Source organism: Streptococcus oralis (assembly GCF_964238205.1).
Classification (GTDB): domain Bacteria; phylum Bacillota; class Bacilli; order Lactobacillales; family Streptococcaceae; genus Streptococcus; species Streptococcus oralis_CZ.
On sequence record NZ_CAXSLF010000002.1, the window covers coordinates 37,871 to 55,238 of the forward strand.

At 38.7% G+C, this 17,368-nt stretch carries 20 protein-coding genes and 1 tRNA gene; 18 read left to right on the top strand and 3 right to left on the bottom strand.

Going from position 1 to position 17,368, the window contains the following annotated elements:
• Positions 1-10: 10 nt before the first annotated feature.
• The 7 genes from ACESOD_RS03910 (at position 11) to ACESOD_RS03940 (ending at position 6,422) form a co-directional block, all read left to right on the top strand.
• Positions 11-1,264 carry a diaminopimelate decarboxylase gene (locus ACESOD_RS03910; protein ID WP_373094130.1) on the top strand — a complete coding sequence of 418 codons (1,254 nt, stop codon included), beginning with the start codon at positions 11-13 and terminating at the stop codon, positions 1,262-1,264.
• Positions 1,265-1,397: 133 nt separating this feature from the next.
• The gene (pflA, locus tag ACESOD_RS03915; protein WP_001287990.1) at positions 1,398-2,192 is read left to right on the top strand and encodes a pyruvate formate-lyase-activating protein; all 795 of its coding nucleotides are present in this window, start codon (positions 1,398-1,400) and stop codon (positions 2,190-2,192) included.
• 201 nt (positions 2,193-2,393) lie between these two features.
• Positions 2,394-3,104 carry an ABC transporter ATP-binding protein gene (locus tag ACESOD_RS03920; RefSeq protein WP_000438101.1) on the top strand — a complete coding sequence of 237 codons (711 nt, stop codon included), beginning with the start codon at positions 2,394-2,396 and terminating at the stop codon, positions 3,102-3,104.
• Position 3,105: 1 nt separating this feature from the next.
• Positions 3,106-3,891: an ABC transporter permease gene (locus ACESOD_RS03925; RefSeq protein ID WP_373094133.1), complete on the top strand. Its 786-nt coding sequence runs from the start codon at positions 3,106-3,108 to the stop codon at positions 3,889-3,891.
• A 1-nt stretch (position 3,892) separates the two neighbouring features.
• Positions 3,893-4,612 carry an ABC transporter permease gene (locus ACESOD_RS03930; protein WP_373094135.1) on the top strand — a complete coding sequence of 240 codons (720 nt, stop codon included), beginning with the start codon at positions 3,893-3,895 and terminating at the stop codon, positions 4,610-4,612.
• Positions 4,613-4,674: 62 nt separating this feature from the next.
• A complete protein-coding gene (locus ACESOD_RS03935; protein WP_373094137.1) occupies positions 4,675-5,361 on the top strand; it encodes a response regulator transcription factor in 687 nt (228 codons plus the stop codon).
• Positions 5,331-6,422 (top strand): sensor histidine kinase, encoded by a 1,092-nt coding sequence (locus tag ACESOD_RS03940; RefSeq protein WP_373094139.1) that lies wholly within the window; start codon positions 5,331-5,333, stop codon positions 6,420-6,422. The genes ACESOD_RS03935 and ACESOD_RS03940 overlap by 31 nt, the downstream gene beginning before the upstream one ends.
• Positions 6,423-6,562: 140 nt before the next feature.
• On the opposite strand, the gene yidC is transcribed toward ACESOD_RS03940, so the two are convergent.
• Both yidC and ACESOD_RS03950 read right to left on the bottom strand, forming a co-directional pair.
• Positions 6,563-7,489, bottom strand: coding sequence for a membrane protein insertase YidC (gene yidC / locus ACESOD_RS03945; protein ID WP_373094141.1), 927 nt, complete (start codon positions 7,487-7,489; stop codon positions 6,563-6,565).
• Positions 7,490-7,566: 77 nt separating this feature from the next.
• Positions 7,567-7,845: an acylphosphatase gene (locus ACESOD_RS03950; RefSeq protein WP_001174501.1), complete on the bottom strand. Its 279-nt coding sequence runs from the start codon at positions 7,843-7,845 to the stop codon at positions 7,567-7,569.
• A gap of 33 nt (positions 7,846-7,878) precedes the next feature.
• Here ACESOD_RS03950 and ACESOD_RS03955 point away from each other — a divergent pair, with 33 nt between their 5' ends.
• The 11 genes from ACESOD_RS03955 (at position 7,879) to ACESOD_RS04005 (ending at position 17,057) form a co-directional block, all read left to right on the top strand.
• On the top strand, positions 7,879-8,619 hold the full coding sequence (locus tag ACESOD_RS03955) for a TrmH family RNA methyltransferase (protein WP_373094142.1): 741 nt from the start codon (positions 7,879-7,881) through the stop codon (positions 8,617-8,619).
• 53 nt (positions 8,620-8,672) lie between these two features.
• Positions 8,673-9,356, top strand: a complete 684-nt coding sequence (locus ACESOD_RS03960) for a Bax inhibitor-1/YccA family protein (protein ID WP_373094143.1) — start codon at positions 8,673-8,675, stop codon at positions 9,354-9,356.
• A 96-nt stretch (positions 9,357-9,452) separates the two neighbouring features.
• Positions 9,453-10,445 carry an aspartate--ammonia ligase gene (asnA, locus tag ACESOD_RS03965; RefSeq protein WP_000747986.1) on the top strand — a complete coding sequence of 331 codons (993 nt, stop codon included), beginning with the start codon at positions 9,453-9,455 and terminating at the stop codon, positions 10,443-10,445.
• 60 nt (positions 10,446-10,505) lie between these two features.
• Positions 10,506-11,045: a 16S rRNA (guanine(966)-N(2))-methyltransferase RsmD gene (gene rsmD, locus ACESOD_RS03970; protein WP_049502925.1), complete on the top strand. Its 540-nt coding sequence runs from the start codon at positions 10,506-10,508 to the stop codon at positions 11,043-11,045.
• Positions 11,035-11,523, top strand: a complete 489-nt coding sequence (coaD, locus tag ACESOD_RS03975; protein WP_049529746.1) for a pantetheine-phosphate adenylyltransferase — start codon at positions 11,035-11,037, stop codon at positions 11,521-11,523. The genes rsmD and coaD overlap by 11 nt, the downstream gene beginning before the upstream one ends.
• Positions 11,507-12,544 (top strand): SepM family pheromone-processing serine protease, encoded by a 1,038-nt coding sequence (locus ACESOD_RS03980; RefSeq protein ID WP_000730764.1) that lies wholly within the window; start codon positions 11,507-11,509, stop codon positions 12,542-12,544. Before coaD ends, ACESOD_RS03980 begins: the two co-directional genes overlap by 17 nt.
• 56 nt (positions 12,545-12,600) lie before the next feature.
• On the top strand, positions 12,601-12,831 hold the full coding sequence (locus ACESOD_RS03985; protein ID WP_000615324.1) for a DUF1146 family protein: 231 nt from the start codon (positions 12,601-12,603) through the stop codon (positions 12,829-12,831).
• A gap of 25 nt (positions 12,832-12,856) precedes the next feature.
• The gene (gene murA, locus ACESOD_RS03990; protein ID WP_070460789.1) at positions 12,857-14,143 is read left to right on the top strand and encodes a UDP-N-acetylglucosamine 1-carboxyvinyltransferase; all 1,287 of its coding nucleotides are present in this window, start codon (positions 12,857-12,859) and stop codon (positions 14,141-14,143) included.
• Positions 14,136-14,324: a DNA-directed RNA polymerase subunit beta gene (locus ACESOD_RS03995; protein WP_049502949.1), complete on the top strand. Its 189-nt coding sequence runs from the start codon at positions 14,136-14,138 to the stop codon at positions 14,322-14,324. Before murA ends, ACESOD_RS03995 begins: the two co-directional genes overlap by 8 nt.
• 318 nt (positions 14,325-14,642) lie before the next feature.
• Positions 14,643-15,473 (top strand): DNA/RNA non-specific endonuclease, encoded by an 831-nt coding sequence (locus tag ACESOD_RS04000; RefSeq protein ID WP_373094145.1) that lies wholly within the window; start codon positions 14,643-14,645, stop codon positions 15,471-15,473.
• A gap of 252 nt (positions 15,474-15,725) precedes the next feature.
• Entirely contained in the window at positions 15,726-17,057 is a 1,332-nt protein-coding gene (locus ACESOD_RS04005) for a hemolysin family protein (RefSeq protein ID WP_373094146.1), read from the top strand.
• Positions 17,058-17,143: 86 nt separating this feature from the next.
• Here the strand turns inward: ACESOD_RS04005 and ACESOD_RS04010 are convergent.
• Positions 17,144-17,214, bottom strand: a tRNA-Cys gene (locus ACESOD_RS04010).
• Positions 17,215-17,368 lie beyond the last annotated feature (154 nt).

Genomic DNA, 17,368 nt, shown 5'->3' on the forward strand with positions numbered 1-17,368 from the left:
AAGGAGTCCTATGAAAACACCATTTATTAAACGTGATACCTTAGAAAAGATTGTTGAGAAGTTTCCAACCCCATTCCATCTTTACGATGAAAAAGGGATTCGTGAGAAAGCACGCGCAGTAAACAAAGCCTTTTCTTGGAATAAGGGCTTTAAAGAATACTTCGCAGTTAAAGCAACCCCAACACCAGCTATCTTGAAGATTTTGCAAGAAGAAGGATGTGGAGTGGATTGTTCTAGTTATGTCGAACTCTTAATGAGTCATAAACTAGGATTTGCAGGTTCCGATATGATGTTCTCATCTAATAATACTCCAGATAGAGAATATGCCTATGCCCGTGAATTAGGTGCGACGATTAATTTAGATGCCTTTGAAGATATCGAGCATTTGGAACGTGCAGCAGGCATCCCTGAGATTATCTCTTGCCGGTACAATCCTGGTGGCGTATTTGAACTGGGTACGGACATTATGGATAATCCTGGTGAAGCTAAGTTCGGGATGACTAAGGAACAGCTTTTTGAAGCCTTTGCAATCTTGAAAGAAAAGGGAGCTAAAACCTTTGGGATTCATTCCTTCCTAGCGTCAAATACAGTGACCCATCTCTACTATCCAGAATTAGCACGTCAGCTCTTTGAATTGGCAGTAGAAATCAAGGAAAAGTTAGGTATTTCACTGGACTTTATCAATCTTTCTGGAGGTATCGGGGTTAACTATCGCCCAGATCAAGAACCTAATGACATTGCTTTGATTGGTGAGGGAGTTCGTCAGGTTTATGAAGAGGTTTTGACACCAGCAGGCCTTGGTCAGGTTAAGATCTTTACAGAACTAGGACGTTTTATGTTGGCACCTCATGGCATTCTCGTTACAAGAGTTACTCATAAAAAGAAAACCTATCGTACTTATCTAGGAGTAGATGCGTCAGCTGTCAACCTGATGAGACCAGCTATGTATGGTGCCTATCACCACATCACCAATATGATGCATCCTAATGGTCAGACTGAAGTGGTTGATGTTGTTGGTTCTCTTTGTGAAAACAACGATAAGTTTGCAGTTAATCGTGAACTACCTCAAACAGAAATTGGTGATTTGTTAGTCATTCATGATACAGGTGCGCATGGCTTCTCTATGGGCTACCAGTACAATGCCAAGCTTCGTTCGGCAGAAATTCTCTATACAGAGGACGGTGGAGCACGCTTGATCCGCCGAGCAGAGCGACCAGAGGATTATTTTGCGACTCTCTATGGGTTTGATTTTGACAAGGATTAATAAATATTTTGAAAATCATGAAAGTTGAAAGTGAAAAACAGATTGTTTTCTAAAAAATAGGCAAAATCTGTGGTTTTTCTTTTCAGTCATGGTATAATAAAGACTATAAAACGTTTTCAAGGAAGGTAACGATATGTCTGAGGAAATAATTGACTATGGACAAGTGACAGGAATGGTGCATTCGACAGAGAGTTTTGGGGCGGTAGATGGCCCTGGGATTCGTTTTATTGTCTTTTTGCAAGGCTGTCAGATGCGTTGCCAATATTGCCATAACCCAGATACTTGGGCTATGGAAACCAATAAATCTCGTGTACGAACAGTAGATGATGTTCTAGAAGAAGCGCTTCGTTATCGTGGTTTCTGGGGTGACAAGGGGGGTATCACAGTCAGTGGAGGAGAAGCCCTCTTGCAGATTGATTTCTTGATTGCCCTCTTTACTAAGGCAAAGGAAAAAGGTATCCACTGCACCTTGGATACTTGTGCCCTTCCATTCCGTAACAAACCACGCTATTTAGAAAAGTTCAACAAGTTAATGGCCGTGACAGACTTGGTTCTCCTTGATATCAAGGAAATCAACGAAGCACAACACAAGATTGTAACCAGCCAAACAAATAAAAACATCTTGGCTTGTGCTCAATACTTGTCAGAAATCGGTAAACCTGTTTGGATTCGTCACGTTCTTGTACCTGGATTGACAGACCGCGATGAAGATTTGATTGAGCTTGGTAAGTTTGTAAAAACTCTCAAAAATGTTGATAAGTTTGAAATCTTGCCTTACCACACCATGGGTGAGTTCAAGTGGCGTGAACTTGGGATTCCATATTCCCTTGAAGGAGTTAAACCTCCAACAGCAGATCGCGTCAAGAATGCTAAGGAACTAATGGACACAGAAAGCTATCAAGACTATATGAAACGTGTACATGGATAAAAAAGAAGCCTGATGGAAACATCGGGCTTTTAAGTTTACACAAATAAATATAGATAAGACTAAATTAAACAAAATAAAATTTTTATGAGTTATATGACAGTACAGATTTTACAAAGATTTAAAATTCTGAAAAAAATCCGAAAATTATTGGTTAATATATACTTGTTTAAATTGATACAACAAATTGAATAGGAGAACATCATGGAACAAAGTATTACCATTAAAAATCTATGTAAGTCATATGGTCAAACTCAAATTTTAAAAGATATTTCTTTTGAAGCAAAAGCAGGTAGAGTGACTGCTTTCCTGGGTCCAAATGGAGCTGGTAAAAGTTCAACCTTACGTATCTTATTAGGATTAGACAAAGCAACATCTGGTCTTACCAAAATTGGAGATCAAACTTATAAGGAATTAAAATTTCCTCTAAAGACTGTAGGAGCTTCATTTGACAGTGTCGGAGCTCCTGATGATCGGACTGTTTATCAACATTTGAAAATTGTTGCTGCTAGTAATGGGATATCCAGTCAGCGAATTGAGCAAGTCTTGGATATGGTGGATATTAGTCATAAGAAAAAATCTAAAATTGGGAAATTATCATTAGGAGAAGGACAACGCTTGGGAATTGCAACAGCTTTATTAGGGAATCCTCAGTATCTGATATTGGATGAACCGACAAATGGGTTGGATCCAAGAGGAATTCGTTGGTTTAGAGAGTTTATAAAAAAACAGGCTCAAGAAGGGAAGACAGTCTTACTATCCTCTCATATATTATCGGAAGTGGAAGCAGTAACAGATGATGTGGTCATCATAAATAAAGGCAAAGTTCTTATAAAAGGGACTTTACAAGAAGTGATGAAAAATCTTTCTTCACTAGAAGAAGTCTTCTTTAGTTTAACAGAGGGAGGAAAGTGATATGGGACTTATTTACTCTCTTCATTCTGAAATCTTGAAATTACTTTATAAGAGAGCTACTCATATTGTACTATTCTTGATACTAGTATTTCAAACGTTTTTAGCAAATGTTGGTGCATCTCAAATTGTTTCAGTTGGTATCCATGCTACACCAGAGACAACCCCAGAGTTAGTAGAAGCTATTCCACCTATTGAATTTTTAGGATTTGATGTTACTCTAGTTGGCATTTTTTTTATGATTATCTTAGGCTCAATCTACGGAGCTGAAGAGTATAAAGGCTCTGCTATTCGCACAAGCCTCCTCTCGAATACGAGTCGAATTACTCTCCTAGTTTCAAAGACATTAATTTGGCTGGCATTTTCTTTTGTCATTTCCTTCATATCAATATTTCTGACGATTAACATGACACATTATGTTTTAGGACAAGATGGTTTATTGCTTTTTTCACTAAATGGGACAGTTTGGTTCTATATGTTTTTGGACAGTATAGCTTGGACCTTGTTGGGGCTTTTAGCCTATGTTCTAGCTTTAACATTTAAAAAAGCCCTTGTTCCCCTATTGTTTTTGCTTCCTCAAGTCTACAATTTAGGAACATTCTTAGCCGACCATATATCAATTGCAAAATTTCTGCCAGTTTCATTGAGCTATGGACTGATTGCTACATCTCCTCAAATGTTAGAACAGAATAGTTTACAAAATATTTTGCTTTTACTTTGTTGGAACTTCTCATTCTTGGCTTTAGCAATCTACCGATTACTTCAGTCAGATATCGGAGGAGGTGAGTAAGTTGAAAGAGCAACTTAAAAGTGAGTATCTCAAGTTTATGATGAATCCTTGGCACTGGTTGATTATAGGTGCTCTGTTACTTTGTGTTCCGGCGATGGTTATTTTTTTAAATAGTAAGCCAGACCAGTTGACCCTACACTTTGTTTTGGAACAGCTACTGCAAAGTCTCTATTTAGGACAGGCAGGTTTTATTAGTCTAGCTGTACTATTTATAGGTCAAGAATTTACAGGTTCTAGCCTTCGTACCAGTTTTCTTACCTGTCCAAACCGTTTGAAATTTATAATATGTAAACTAGCTATTGTGTTATGTGTGGAACTTGTATTATTGGTAGCTGTAATATCAGTGTGTATACTAATTGCCCAAGGATACTACAATATCAATCTTTTGAGCAATATTAAACATGTTCTAACAATCCTATTTCCAGTTTGTATTTCTATTTTAACCTTCTCTCTTTTAAGTGGTATTTTTGTATTTATTTCCCAGTCTTTTATCTTAATTTTGGGAATAAGTTTATCCCTTTTATTGGGGTTGGGACAAATGCTACTACAATTCAGTTCTTTTTTTAGAAATTTACCATTACTAGCTAGTATGAATTGTTTTTATACCCATCCCTTGTCGCTTTATTATCCAGTGTGGCAAGGCTTAGAGATACAAATAGTATGGTTATTAATTGTTTTTGTAGTTGCTACACTGATACTTAGAGAAAGAAATGTACGCTAAAGACAGGGGATATCCTGTCTTTTTCTCAGTTAATGATATAATATAATTTAGGAGCGTGAGTTATGGCTTATAAAATTTTAGTGGTAGATGATGATCTTGATATTCTTCGCCTAATAAAAAAGGTACTAGAGTATGAAAAGTATGAAGTAGTCATACGAAATAACATAGAAGAGATTGATCTTTGTGATTTTACAGAATTTGACTTGATTTTGTTAGATATTATGATGCCTGTTAGTGGTTTAGAAATCTGTCAGATGATTCGCGATCAGATAACTGTTCCTATCTGTTTTATAACTGCTAAGGATATGGATGAAGATTTGGTGGCTGGAATCAATGCAGGAGCTGATGATTATATTATGAAGCCCTTTAGTATGCCAGAGCTTTTAGCACGTGTTAAAATGCACCTACGTCGTGAAGAACGGACTAAAGGAACTGTTCATCAAATAAAGATTGGGAAGCTTATACTATATACGGATAGTAAGGAACTATTTATAAAGAATGATAAGATTGCCTTGACAAGAAGGGAATTTGATATTGTCAGCCTTCTAGCAAGTCACCCAAATAAAATATACTCAATTGAGGAAATTTATAATTATCTATATCCACAAAGTTCAGAAGCTCTTTTACGTTCGGTTTCAGAGTATATTTATCAAATTCGTCAAAAGCTGAAACCTTATCAATTAAATCCGATTAAAACCTTGTACGGTGGAGGTTATCAATGGGTAGAATCAAAAGTTTTAGACAATTAATTCGAGAAACCTGTTGGAGAATTATTTGGCAGTTTAGTCTTGGCTTATTAATGGCCTATCTTATTCCCTTAGCTTCTGTATCCATACAAATAATGGAGGATGGAAAACCTCTTAAAAATAATGATGTTCAATCAATTTTTTTCAATGTGTCATCATGGATATATATTTGTGTTTTATTGATTATTCTAATAAGTTATCACATTGGTAAATTGTTGAAAAAACTAAGTTATGAAATGAATTTGATTTATGAAAAGAGTATGTGGCTAGAAAGCGAATGTACAGAAAGATTAACAGTTAAGGAATTTCGTGAGACTGGAAATCGAATTATTGTGATGCAAGATCGTATTCGACAGCTATTAGATGATGAGAAGCAACAGAAAGAAGATTTGATGTTTCAGGTTTCAGCAGTGTCTCATGATTTGAAGACACCTTTAACTATCATCAAAGGGAATGCAGAATTTTTGCACACGTCCACTAAAGATGAGCAGTCTAAAGAATGTTTAGCAGATATAGTTCATGCTAGTCAACGCTTGCTTGATTATTTTAATCAGTTGATTCATTATTCTAAAACTTACTATGATGATGAGACAGGTTGGACGGAGTATTCTTCTTCAGATTTTATCAATGAATTAGAGAAAGAAGTCTCTTTTTTGATAAAAAATCAGATGAAGTTTTCTTTTGAACAAAATTTGAAAGGAACTGAAAGCTATTATATAAATCCATCTCTTCTGATTCGTGCAATACAAAATATTTTAACAAATGCTTTGGAGTACGCAGATAAACAGAATCCTAAAATTAAAATTAGAGTAGAGCAAGAGGGAAAAGAATTAAAAATAGGTATATGGAATAATGGCTCTGAATTTCCAGAAGAAGTTTTAAATAATTATGGGAAGCTCTTTTATCGTATGGATAAAGCTAGATCGTTTAAAGAGCAACATTATGGTATTGGACTTAGTTTTGTATGTAGAGTTGCAAAACTGCATAAAGGCCAAGTCGAACTGAGGAATAGAGACGAGGGAGCAGAAGTTTTAATGACTCTCAATTGTATTAAATCAAAGTGATTTACTTACTAATTTGTTGTTATAGGATTTAAATAAATTAAGATGTGAAAGTAGATAATAAAAACGAATGAATGATACCTAGTTCATGAAAACTATTTGTCATTCATTCGTTTTTTAATTATTGGATAATACACGTAGCTTTATCTAGAATGTTGTTTGCCAGAATTGCGTTTTTTGTTTTTCTTCTTGTTAGAAGTTGCGATAGCTGAGACTGGTTCAGGTGTGACATCTTTACGAGTAGCTGAAGTTTTACTTGCTTTTGGTGGATTCTTGGCATATTCTTCACGTACTTTTTTACGAAGTTTTGGACGAACGATGTAGTTGATGATAAATTGTTGAAGAATCATCATGAAACCACCGACAACCCAGTAAAGTGTAACGCTGGCTGGTGAGAAGACAGAGAACACGACAATCATGAGAGGGCTCATATAGAGCATCTTCTTGATTTGTTCTCTTTGAGTTTCATCCTCAACTCCATGTAAAGAAAGGAGTGATTGAAGATAGTAAAGGATACCAGCAAAGGCAACCAAAATCATACTAGGTGAGCCTAGAGGAATTCCTAGGTAGCTTGCTTGGGCAACTCCTTCAGTATGTTGGGCAGCAAAGTAGATAGCAGAGAAGAAAGGCATTTGAATGAGAATAGGGAAACATCCCACGCCGCCAAACATGCTGATGCCGTGCTCTTTTTGAGCAGCAAAGAGAGCTTGTTGAGCTTCTAATTTTTCTTCTTGAGTCGTTGCTTCTTTCAGACGAGTCTGATGTGGTTCAAGAACATGCTTGAGAGCATTCATCTTCTCAGAGTGAAGCGTTGCTTTCCATGATTGGTAGATACCAAGTGGGAGGATAATCAAGCGAACGATAATGGTTACGATGATGATCCCAACACCGAAACCGAGACCTTGATCATTAGCGAAGTATTTGATAGCTTCTCCCATTGGAGCACCCAAGAAATCCCAAACGGGACCAGTTGGGAGTCCTGTTGATTTATCAACCTGGACACAACCTGTCAAGACTAATAGCATAGCCACTCCCATGACTGAGAGAGCGATTCGTTTAATTGATTTCACTGTTTTTATTCCTTCTTTAAAAATTATACCTTTCTATTCTACTGTTTTTTTGGAAAATATACAATAGTTCTAGAGACCTAATTTGCGACTTTGAAGTCTGAATAAGATGGAAAGTTACTCAATTGAACATCAAGATAGGTTACTTTAGAGAATGGGGTAGGGCCTTTTCGAATCTCTTGGATAAACTTGGCCATGATGGCTGAAGATTCTGCTTGAGCAAGAATTTCAACGGTTCCGTCATCGTTATTCCAGACACGACCCGTAATGCCACCTAGTTCTAGAGCTAGGGTATAGACACCCCAGCGAAAGCCCACTCCTTGGACGCGACCTTGGGCGATCATTTTAACCTTTTGCATACCAAACCTCCTTGATTGTGTTATAATATTTCTATGACTATTATAACCTCTAAAGCCAATTCTGTGGTAAAAAATGCCAAGAAATTACATCAAAAAAAATATCGGAAAACCTCTTATCTGATTGAGGGATGGCATCTGTTTGAAGAAGCTATTCAAGCAGGTGCAAAGATTGAGAAAATTTTTGCTCTCGCAGAGTATGGTGAAAAATTAGTAGACTATCCTCAGACTGTCCTTGTGACAGAAGAAATCTTGCTCGATTTAGCAGATTCTCAAACTCCTCAGGGTATTGTTGCCATTGTTCAAAAGGAGGATGAGCAGTTACCAGATTTGAGCCAAGGAAAGTATCTCTTTTTAGAAGATGTGCAGGATCCTGGAAATGTTGGGACCATGATTCGGACGGCAGATGCAGCAGGTTTTTCTGGAGTCATCGTTTCCAGCAAGTCAGCAGATATCTATAGCCTCAAAACGCTTCGCTCCATGCAAGGCAGTCATTTCCATTTGCCGATTTATCGCATGTCTGTCGAAGGGTTTGTGGAACAAGCTAAAAAGAGCGGTTTACCAATTCTAGCAACCACCTTGTCCCAGAACTCTAAAGATTATCGTGAACTGGCTCGGTTAGAAGATTTTGTCTTAGTCATGGGGAATGAAGGTCAAGGCATTAGCCCATTCATGACAGACCAGGCAGACCGATTGGTCCACATCAGCATGAAAGGGCAAGCGGAAAGCCTCAATGTCGCCATTGCGGCAGGCATACTCATGTTTTATTTGAGTTAAATGATTTAATTTTTGTTATAATCAGTAAAAAGATTTCATAAGGAGAAAAAGATATGAATCAAACAATTATTCAAGAACGTTCAGGTTTGAATCAATTTTATGCAAAAGTTTATGCTTTTGTAGGGATTGGGATCGCCTTATCTGCACTTGTTTCAGCCTTAATGTTAACGACCTTCCAAGACCTTCTTGTTCAGTTGATGTTTAACGCCCGCATATGGTTAATCGTAACAGGAGTAGTTGAAGTTGCTCTTGTAATTGCAGCAAGCAATATGGCTTATAAAAATAGCCCAGCAGCTCTTCCGATGTTTCTCATCTATTCAGTAGTGAACGGTTTTTCACTGAGTTTCATCGTGTCGCTCTATCTACCAGGAACGGTTCTAACGGCCTTTATTTCCAGCGCAGCTCTCTTCTTTGTCATGGCTATTATTGGAGTTGTAATTAAAAAGGACTTGAGTGGTATCGGACGTGCTTTGATTGGAGCCTTGGTAGGTCTCATCTTGGCTATGATTGTTAATATATTCTTAAACAGTGGTCTATTCGATTACATTATCAGTATTGTCATGGTTCTTGTTTTTGCAGGTTTGATTGCCTGGGATAACCAAAAGATTCGCTATGTTTATGAAGAATCAAATGGTCAAGTCGCTACAGGTTGGGCAATTTCATTAGCACTTAGCCTCTATCTTGACTTTATTAACCTCTTCCTTAGCTTCTTGCGTATCTTTGGAAGTGACGATTAATACTTTTAGAGCTCAAATGAGCTCTTTTTTTAATTTTTACTTTTATTTTTACTGGCAAAAGGGTATAATCATCTTATTATTCAAAAGGAGAGATGTATGAAGAAAAGTTTTATCCATCAACAGGAAGAAATTTCCTTTGTAAAAAATACCTTTACCCAGTATTTGAAAGATAAATTAGAAGTTGTAGAAGTGCAAGGACCAATCTTGAGTAAGGTTGGTGATGGGATGCAGGATAACCTTTCAGGGATTGAACATCCAGTTTCTGTTAAGGTTTTGCAAATCCCGGATGAAACCTATGAAGTGGTGCATTCCCTTGCTAAGTGGAAACGCCATACCTTAGCTCGTTTTGGTTTTGGCGAGGGTGAAGGCCTCTTTGTTCACATGAAGGCCCTTCGTCCAGACGAAGACTCGCTAGATGCGACTCACTCAGTCTATGTGGACCAGTGGGACTGGGAAAAGGTCATTCCTAATGGGCAACGCAATCTTGCCTATCTTAAAGAAACAGTAGAAAAGATTTATAAGGCTATTCGTTTGACAGAGTTAGCAGTAGAAGCACGCTATGATATTGAGTCCATTTTGCCTAAGCAAATTACCTTTATCCATACAGAAGAATTGGTAGAACGCTACCCAGACTTGACACCAAAAGAACGTGAAAATGCTATCTGTAAGGAGTTCGGTGCGGTCTTCCTAATTGGTATCGGTGGAGAATTGTCAGATGGAAAACCTCATGACGGACGTGCACCAGACTATGATGACTGGACAACTGAGTCTGAAAATGGCTATCATGGCTTGAATGGGGACATCCTTGTTTGGAATGATAATTTGGGTGCAGCCTTTGAATTGTCTTCAATGGGCATTCGTGTCGATGAAGACACTCTCCGTCGTCAAGTAGCTATCACAGGAGACGAAGACCGTTTAACCTTAGAATGGCATAAGGCTCTTCTAAATGGACTCTTCCCATTGACAATCGGTGGAGGAATTGGCCAATCTCGTATGGCTATGTTCCTGCTTCGTAAGAAGCACATCGGTGAAGTCCAAACCAGTGTTTGGCCGCAAGAAGTGAGAGATACTTACGAAAATATTCTTTAATCAATCGAGCCGTAAGGTTCGATTTTCTTTTTTTGATAAGAATTTGGTATAATAGACGTTATGAAAATCGTATCAGGAATCTACGGTGGGCGTCCTTTAAAGACGCTGGACGGTAAAACGACAAGGCCAACATCAGACAAGGTTAGGGGCGCTATTTTCAATATGATTGGCCCTTACTTTGAAGGCGGGCGTGTGCTAGATCTCTATGCTGGTAGCGGGGGGTTATCCATTGAAGCAGTTTCAAGAGGGATGTCTAGCGCTGTCCTAGTTGAGAAGGATCGCCGAGCCCAGAATATAGTCGCAGAAAATATTCGGATGACCAAGGAAACCTCTAAATTTCAATTATTGAAAATGGAATCCAGTCGCGCATTGGAGCAAGTGGATGGTGTCTTTGATCTTGTTTTTTTGGACCCTCCCTATGCAAAAGAACAAATCGTGTCCGATATTGAAAAAATGGCAGAGAGAAATCTTTTTTCAGAAGATGTCATGGTGGTTTGTGAGACCGATAAATCAGTAGAACTTCCAGAAGAAATTGCTTGTTTGGGTATCTGGAAGGAAAAAATATATGGGATTAGTAAGGTGACGGTTTATGTCAGATAAGATTGGGCTATTTACAGGTTCCTTTGATCCGATGACCAATGGACATTTGGATCTTATTGAGCGTGCAAGTAAGCTCTTTGATCAATTGTATGTAGGGATTTTTTATAATCCCCATAAAACGGGATTTTTACCGATAGAGAGCCGAAAGAAAACTGTTGAAAAAGCAGTAGCACATCTCAACAATGTCAAAGTCATAGCTTCTCACGATGAATTAGTCGTTGATGTTGCTAGAAGATTAGGTGCAGAGATCTTAGTGCGTGGTTTACGCAATGCTACGGATCTTCAGTATGAAGCTAGTTTTGATTTTTACAACCATAAATTAGCGGGAGAAATGGAGACAATCTATCTCCACAGTCGGCCAGAGCATGTTCACATCAGCTCTTCAGCTGTGAGAGAACTATTGAAATTTGGTCAAGATATCAGTGAGTATGTACCAAATGCTGTCCTAGAGGAGTTAAACAATGAAGAAAAAAACTAGATGGCCCCTATATCTCATTATTGGGCTCATTATCACTTTTATAGCTTTTACGGTGCCCCTGCCATATTATATAGAGGTGCCAGGAACTTCTGAAGATATTCGAAAGGTTTTACAAGTTAATAACCAACCTGACCAAGAGGAAGGTTCCTACCAATTTGTGACGGTTGGAGTTAAGCACGCCAGAATGGTTGACTTGTTTTATGCCTGGCTAACACCTTTCACGGATATACATAGTGCCAAAGAAATGACGGGTGGTTCGTCAGATGCAGAATTTATGCGAATCAACCAGTTTTACATGGAAACTTCGCAAAATATGGCCAAATATCAAGGTCTGAAGACGGCGGGTAAGGAAATTGAGCTCAAATATCTGGGTGTCTATGTTTTGACTGTAACAGATAACTCGACTTTCAAGGGAGTTCTTAATATTGCTGACACCGTGACAGCTGTGAATGATAAGACTTTTGAGAGTTCCAAGGAGATGGTTGACTACGTTAATTCTCAAACTCTAGGTGATCAGGTGAAGGTTACTTATGAGGAGGATGGAAAAGTCAAAACTGCCGAAGGAAAGATCATTACTCTAGAAAATGGGAAGAATGGTATCGGAATCGGCTTGATTGACCGCACAGAAGTATCTAGTGATGTGCCAATCAAGTTTTCAACTGCAGGCATTGGTGGTCCTAGTGCTGGGATGATGTTTAGTCTATCCATCTATACGCAAATTGCAGATCCCACTCTTCGAAATGGACGCATCATTGCTGGTACAGGAAGTATCGACAGAGATGGGAATGTTGGTGATATTGGTGGAATTGATAAAAAGGTTGTGGCCGCAGCTAAGAAAGGAGCAACTGTATTCTTTGCTCCTAACAATCCAGTAACTGAAGAAGCTAAAAAAGCAAATCCAAATGCCAAGAGTAATTATGACACAGCTCTAGAAGCAGCTCAAATGATTAAAACAGACATGAAAATCGTTCCAGTCAAAACGCTTCAAGATGCGATTGACTATTTGAAAAACAATCCCTAAACAGTAGGCGAATCCCTAAACTAGCTTAGAAAAAAAGAAGATGGTATAATAGGCAAATGATTCAATTGTTTTTTACCCTTAGTAGTCATATGTTTTTTGTCTACCTAGTCTTTCAGCTCTTGAAAGATTTGGTCAGATGGGATCAAATTTTGAAGGTGACAAAGGATAATGCGAAGAAGGTTCGACTCTTGGTAGTATTGTGTAGTATCGGTTTAGGATATCTGATTAGTTCCTTTTTCCTAAATCTCTACCAACTTTGGCAAGAAGCAGTTAGAACACTATTCTAAAATTGTAAGTGAAGGAAAATACTCTATGGAAAAAATTGTAGTTCAAGGTGGCGATAATCGTTTGGTTGGAAGTGTTACCATCGAGGGCGCAAAAAATGCAGTTTTGCCACTGCTTGCAGCAACTATTTTAGCAAGTGAAGGAAAAACAGTCTTAAAAAATGTTCCTATTTTATCGGATGTTTTTACCATGAATCAGGTGGTTCGTGGATTAAATGCGAAAGTAGACTTTGATCAAGAAGCACATATTGTTGAAGTTGATGCAACCGGTGATATCACAGAAGAAGCTCCCTATAAATATGTCAGCAAGATGCGTGCTTCTATTGTAGTATTGGGGCCAATCTTGGCTCGTGTGGGACATGCTAAAGTTTCTATGCCAGGTGGCTGTACGATCGGTAGTCGTCCGATAGACCTCCACCTTAAAGGACTCGAAGCAATGGGGGCTGAGATTACTCAGACGGCAGGTTATATTGAAGCTAAGGCGGAACGCTTGCACGGTGCACATATCTACATGGACTTTCCAAGTGTAGGTGCTACTCAAAACTTGATGATGGCAGCAACTCTTGCTAACGGCGTTACAGTCATTGAAAATGCTGCGCGTGAACCTGAGATTGTCGACTTGGCTGTTCTCCTAAATAAAATGGGTGCCAAAGTTAAGGGGGCAGGAACAGAAACTATTACCATTACTGGTGTTGAGCAACTACACGGTGCAACCCACAATGTTGTGCAAGACCGTATTGAAGCAGGGACCTTCATGGTAGCAGCTGCCATTACAGGTGGAGATGTCTTGATTCTGGATGCTATCTGGGAACATAATCGTCCCTTGATTGCTAAATTACAGGAAATGGGTGTTGAAGTCATCGATGAGGACGAAGGAATTCGTATTCGTTCTCAACGTGAAAAATTAAAGGCTGTTCATGTTAAGACACTTCCACATCCAGGATTTCCGACAGATATGCAAGCGCAGTTCACTGCTCTAATGACCGTTGCTCAAGGTGAGTCAACTATGGTAGAAACTGTATTTGAGAATCGTTTTCAACATTTAGAGGAAATGCGTCGTATGGGCTTGCACTCTGAAATCATCCGTGATACAGCCCGTATCGTCGGAGGACAGCCTCTCCAAGGTGCAGAAGTTCTATCGACAGACTTACGTGCCAGTGCAGCCTTGATTTTGACAGGCTTGGTAGCTGAAGGCGAAACAGTTGTAGGAAAGCTTGTCCATTTAGATAGAGGTTACTACCGTTTTCATGAAAAATTAGCCCAGTTAGGAGCTAAGATTGAACGGGTAAGTGTGGAAGCTGATGAAGATGAATAAACAATCCAAATATGTCTTACGTCGCTTAATCTTAGTAATTGTAGTATTACTACTAGGAGTCTTAGCTCTTGCTATTGGTTTGATGATTGGCTATGGTATTCTAGGAAAAGGTCAAGATCCTTGGGCTATTTTAGCACCAGCAAAATGGCAAGAACTCATCGCAAAATTTACAGGAAAATAGAGAGTGGGACAGAAATCGGTAATTCGTTAGAATTCGATTTCGTCGTCCCACCTCCGCACAGTTGAGTAGGGCTGTAAAAGCTGATGAAATCAGCGTAGTAGAGCCCACTCAACCACTGCGTCTTGCTCGACAATCCAAAGACAATTGAGAGACTAGGACTTTTGTCCCAGCTTTTTTCTAGAAATTGAATGTAATACTCAATGAAAATCAAAGAGCAAACTAGGAAGAGAGCCGCAGGTTGCTCAAAACACCGTTTTGAGGTTGCAGATGGAAGCTGACGTGGTTTGAAGAGATTTTCGAAGAGTACAAGGAGAAAATATGAATAAAAAAACAAGGCAGGCTCTAATTGGCCTCTTGCTCTTTTTGCTCTTGTCAGCAGGAAGCTACTATATTAAACAAATGCAGTCTTCCAACACTGCACCACAAACACGAGTAAAACAAAAATCACAGTCGTCTGATACTCCAAGTCAAGAACTGGCTGAAAGTGTACTGACCGATTCAGTTAAAAAACAAATTAAGGGCACTCTAGAGTGGAATAGCGCAGGAGCCTTTATCGTCAATAACAATAAAACCAATCTAGACGCCAAGGTTTCAAGTAAACCCTATGCGGATAATAAAACAAAGACTGTAGGAGGAGAGACAGTTCCCACAGTAGCGAATGCAATCATGTCAAAAGCGACCAGACAGTACAAGGACCGTGAAGAAACTGGCAATGGTTCAACATCTTGGACGCCTGCGGGTTGGCATCAGGTTAAGAATCTAAAGGGAAGTTACAACCATGCGGTCGATAGAGGGCATTTGTTGGGCTATGCCTTAATCGGTGGTTTAGATGGCTTTGATGCTTCTACTAGCAATCCTAAAAACATTGCCGTACAGACAGCTTGGGCCAACCAAGCGCGTGCAGAAGATTCGACAGGCCAAAACTATTATGAAAGTCTGGTTCGAAAAGCCCTAGATCAAAACAAACGAGTGCGTTACCGTGTGACGTTGCTCTATGCGTCTGAGGAAGATTTGGTGCCGTCCGCATCGCAGATTGAAGCCAAGTCCTCTGATGGGGAGTTGGAGTTTAATGTCGTTATTCCAAATGTCCAAAAGGGAATTCAGTTAGATTACCGAACAGGTGAGGTCACAGTCACAAAAAATAACTAATTGATCAAGAGGTTGAGGAAAAATCCCAACCTCGTTTTTTATTAGTCATGAACTGTAGAAACGATTGCTTGTTTTTTGCTCTTCTGATTTTAAAGAGCTTTTTTGAAGATTCACAAGGCTTGAACTAGGGCGTCGAGACTTGGATTGCGGCTCTCTATTCAGCGCCCCTTTATCATAGAAATTGAAAATTAATGTGTAGAAATTGGAAAATATGGTATAATGGTTTCAATTATACTTTTTAGGAGAAGGAAAATGGAAGACCCGAGCAGTCAGGATTTGTTACTGCAATTTGTTTTATTAGTTGTTTTGACCTTTTTAAATGCCTTTTTCTCTGCAACAGAAATGGCCATGGTTTCACTTAGTCGTTCACGTGTTGAGCAAAAAGCTGAAGAGGGAGATAAACGCTATATCCGTTTACTAAAGATACTTGAAAACCCCAATCACTTTTTATCAACCATTCAAGTTGGTATCACCTTAATTACGATCTTGTCAGGGGCTAAACTAGCAGATTCACTTGGAGAGTTAATCGCCTCTTGGATGGGAAATAGCGAAACTGCCTATGCGGTAGCTAGCTTCTTATCATTAGCTTTCTTGACCTATATTTCTATTGTTTTTGGTGAGCTTTATCCTAAGCGAATTGCTCTAAATCTTAAGGATGCCTTGGCTATCAGAACAGTACCGTTTATTATTGGACTTGGTAAGATTGTGAGTCCCTTCGTTTGGATGCTCTCAGCATCAACTAATCTCTTGAGTCAATTGACACCGATGACATTTGACGATGCAGATGAAAAAATGACTCGTGATGAGATTGAGTACATGTTGTCTAAAAGTGAAGAAACCTTGGATGCTGATGAAATTGAAATGTTACAAGGGATTTTCTCGCTAGACGAGCTCATGGCACGTGAAGTCATGGTTCCTCGAACCGATGCTTTCATGGTAGATATTCAGGATGACACTCAAACCATTATCCAAAGTATCTTAAAACAGAATTTTTCTCGGATTCCTGTTTATGATGGGGATAAGGACAATGTTATTGGATTGATTCATACTAAGAGTCTCCTTAAAGAAGCCTTTGCCAGCGGGTTTGACAATATTGTCTGGAAGCGAATCTTACAAGATCCACTCTTTGTACCTGAAACTATTTTTGTGGATGATTTATTAAAAGAGTTTAGAAATACTCAAAGACAGATGGCTATCCTTCTGGATGAGTATGGAGGTATGGCTGGTCTAGTTACGCTGGAGGATCTCCTTGAGGAGATTGTCGGTGAAATTGATGATGAAACTGACCGAGCTGAAGTTTATGTTCATACAATTGGCGAAGATACCTATATCGTCCAAGGGACAATGAATTTAAATGACTTTAATGCTTACTTTGATGTTGAACTTGAAAGTGATGATGTAGATACAATCGCTGGTTACTATTTGACCGGTGTGGGAACTATTCCAACATCAGAAAAACTTAGCTATGAGTTAGAAAGTAGCAATAAGCATATCACCCTAACTAATGATAAGGTCAAAAATGGACGTGTAACCAAGCTTAAGGTTCAAATTCAAGAACTTGAATCAGAAGAAGAAACAGAATAAAACAAAAGCTTTATCAGAGCAGAACTGATAAAGCTTTTCTAATAGTTAAAAAGAAAAGACTCCTGTAGGAGTCTTTGATAATATAGAGGCGGTAGACGGATTTGAACCGACGATCAAGCTTTTGCAGAGCCGTGCCTTACCACTTGGCTATACCGCCTTAACTTTTATTATTATACCTTTTAAATTAAATCTCGTCAATAGTTTCTTTTCTGAAAATGTAAGTTTTCCTGCTTTCAAAAGGCATGCGACAAAATATTCTGAAAATTCGTTTACTTTTGAAAGGAAGTGTGGTATAATTAACAGTATCTCAT

Coding starts and splice junctions, on each gene's coding strand:
- pflA (WP_001287990.1), top strand. CDS start 1,398: ATGTCTGAGGAAATAATTGACTATGGACAAGTGACAGGAATGGTGCAT.
- ACESOD_RS03985 (WP_000615324.1), top strand. CDS start 12,601: ATGATTCAATTGTTTTTTACCCTTAGTAGTCATATGTTTTTTGTCTAC.
- coaD (WP_049529746.1), top strand. CDS start 11,035: ATGTCAGATAAGATTGGGCTATTTACAGGTTCCTTTGATCCGATGACC.
- ACESOD_RS03960 (WP_373094143.1), top strand. CDS start 8,673: ATGAATCAAACAATTATTCAAGAACGTTCAGGTTTGAATCAATTTTAT.
- ACESOD_RS03935 (WP_373094137.1), top strand. CDS start 4,675: ATGGCTTATAAAATTTTAGTGGTAGATGATGATCTTGATATTCTTCGC.
- ACESOD_RS03950 (WP_001174501.1), bottom strand. CDS start 7,845: ATGCAAAAGGTTAAAATGATCGCCCAAGGTCGCGTCCAAGGAGTGGGC.
- ACESOD_RS03940 (WP_373094139.1), top strand. CDS start 5,331: ATGGGTAGAATCAAAAGTTTTAGACAATTAATTCGAGAAACCTGTTGG.
- ACESOD_RS03910 (WP_373094130.1), top strand. CDS start 11: ATGAAAACACCATTTATTAAACGTGATACCTTAGAAAAGATTGTTGAG.
- rsmD (WP_049502925.1), top strand. CDS start 10,506: ATGAAAATCGTATCAGGAATCTACGGTGGGCGTCCTTTAAAGACGCTG.
- ACESOD_RS03980 (WP_000730764.1), top strand. CDS start 11,507: ATGAAGAAAAAAACTAGATGGCCCCTATATCTCATTATTGGGCTCATT.
- ACESOD_RS04000 (WP_373094145.1), top strand. CDS start 14,643: ATGAATAAAAAAACAAGGCAGGCTCTAATTGGCCTCTTGCTCTTTTTG.
- ACESOD_RS04005 (WP_373094146.1), top strand. CDS start 15,726: ATGGAAGACCCGAGCAGTCAGGATTTGTTACTGCAATTTGTTTTATTA.
- ACESOD_RS03995 (WP_049502949.1), top strand. CDS start 14,136: ATGAATAAACAATCCAAATATGTCTTACGTCGCTTAATCTTAGTAATT.
- asnA (WP_000747986.1), top strand. CDS start 9,453: ATGAAGAAAAGTTTTATCCATCAACAGGAAGAAATTTCCTTTGTAAAA.
- ACESOD_RS03920 (WP_000438101.1), top strand. CDS start 2,394: ATGGAACAAAGTATTACCATTAAAAATCTATGTAAGTCATATGGTCAA.
- ACESOD_RS03955 (WP_373094142.1), top strand. CDS start 7,879: ATGACTATTATAACCTCTAAAGCCAATTCTGTGGTAAAAAATGCCAAG.
- murA (WP_070460789.1), top strand. CDS start 12,857: ATGGAAAAAATTGTAGTTCAAGGTGGCGATAATCGTTTGGTTGGAAGT.
- ACESOD_RS03925 (WP_373094133.1), top strand. CDS start 3,106: ATGGGACTTATTTACTCTCTTCATTCTGAAATCTTGAAATTACTTTAT.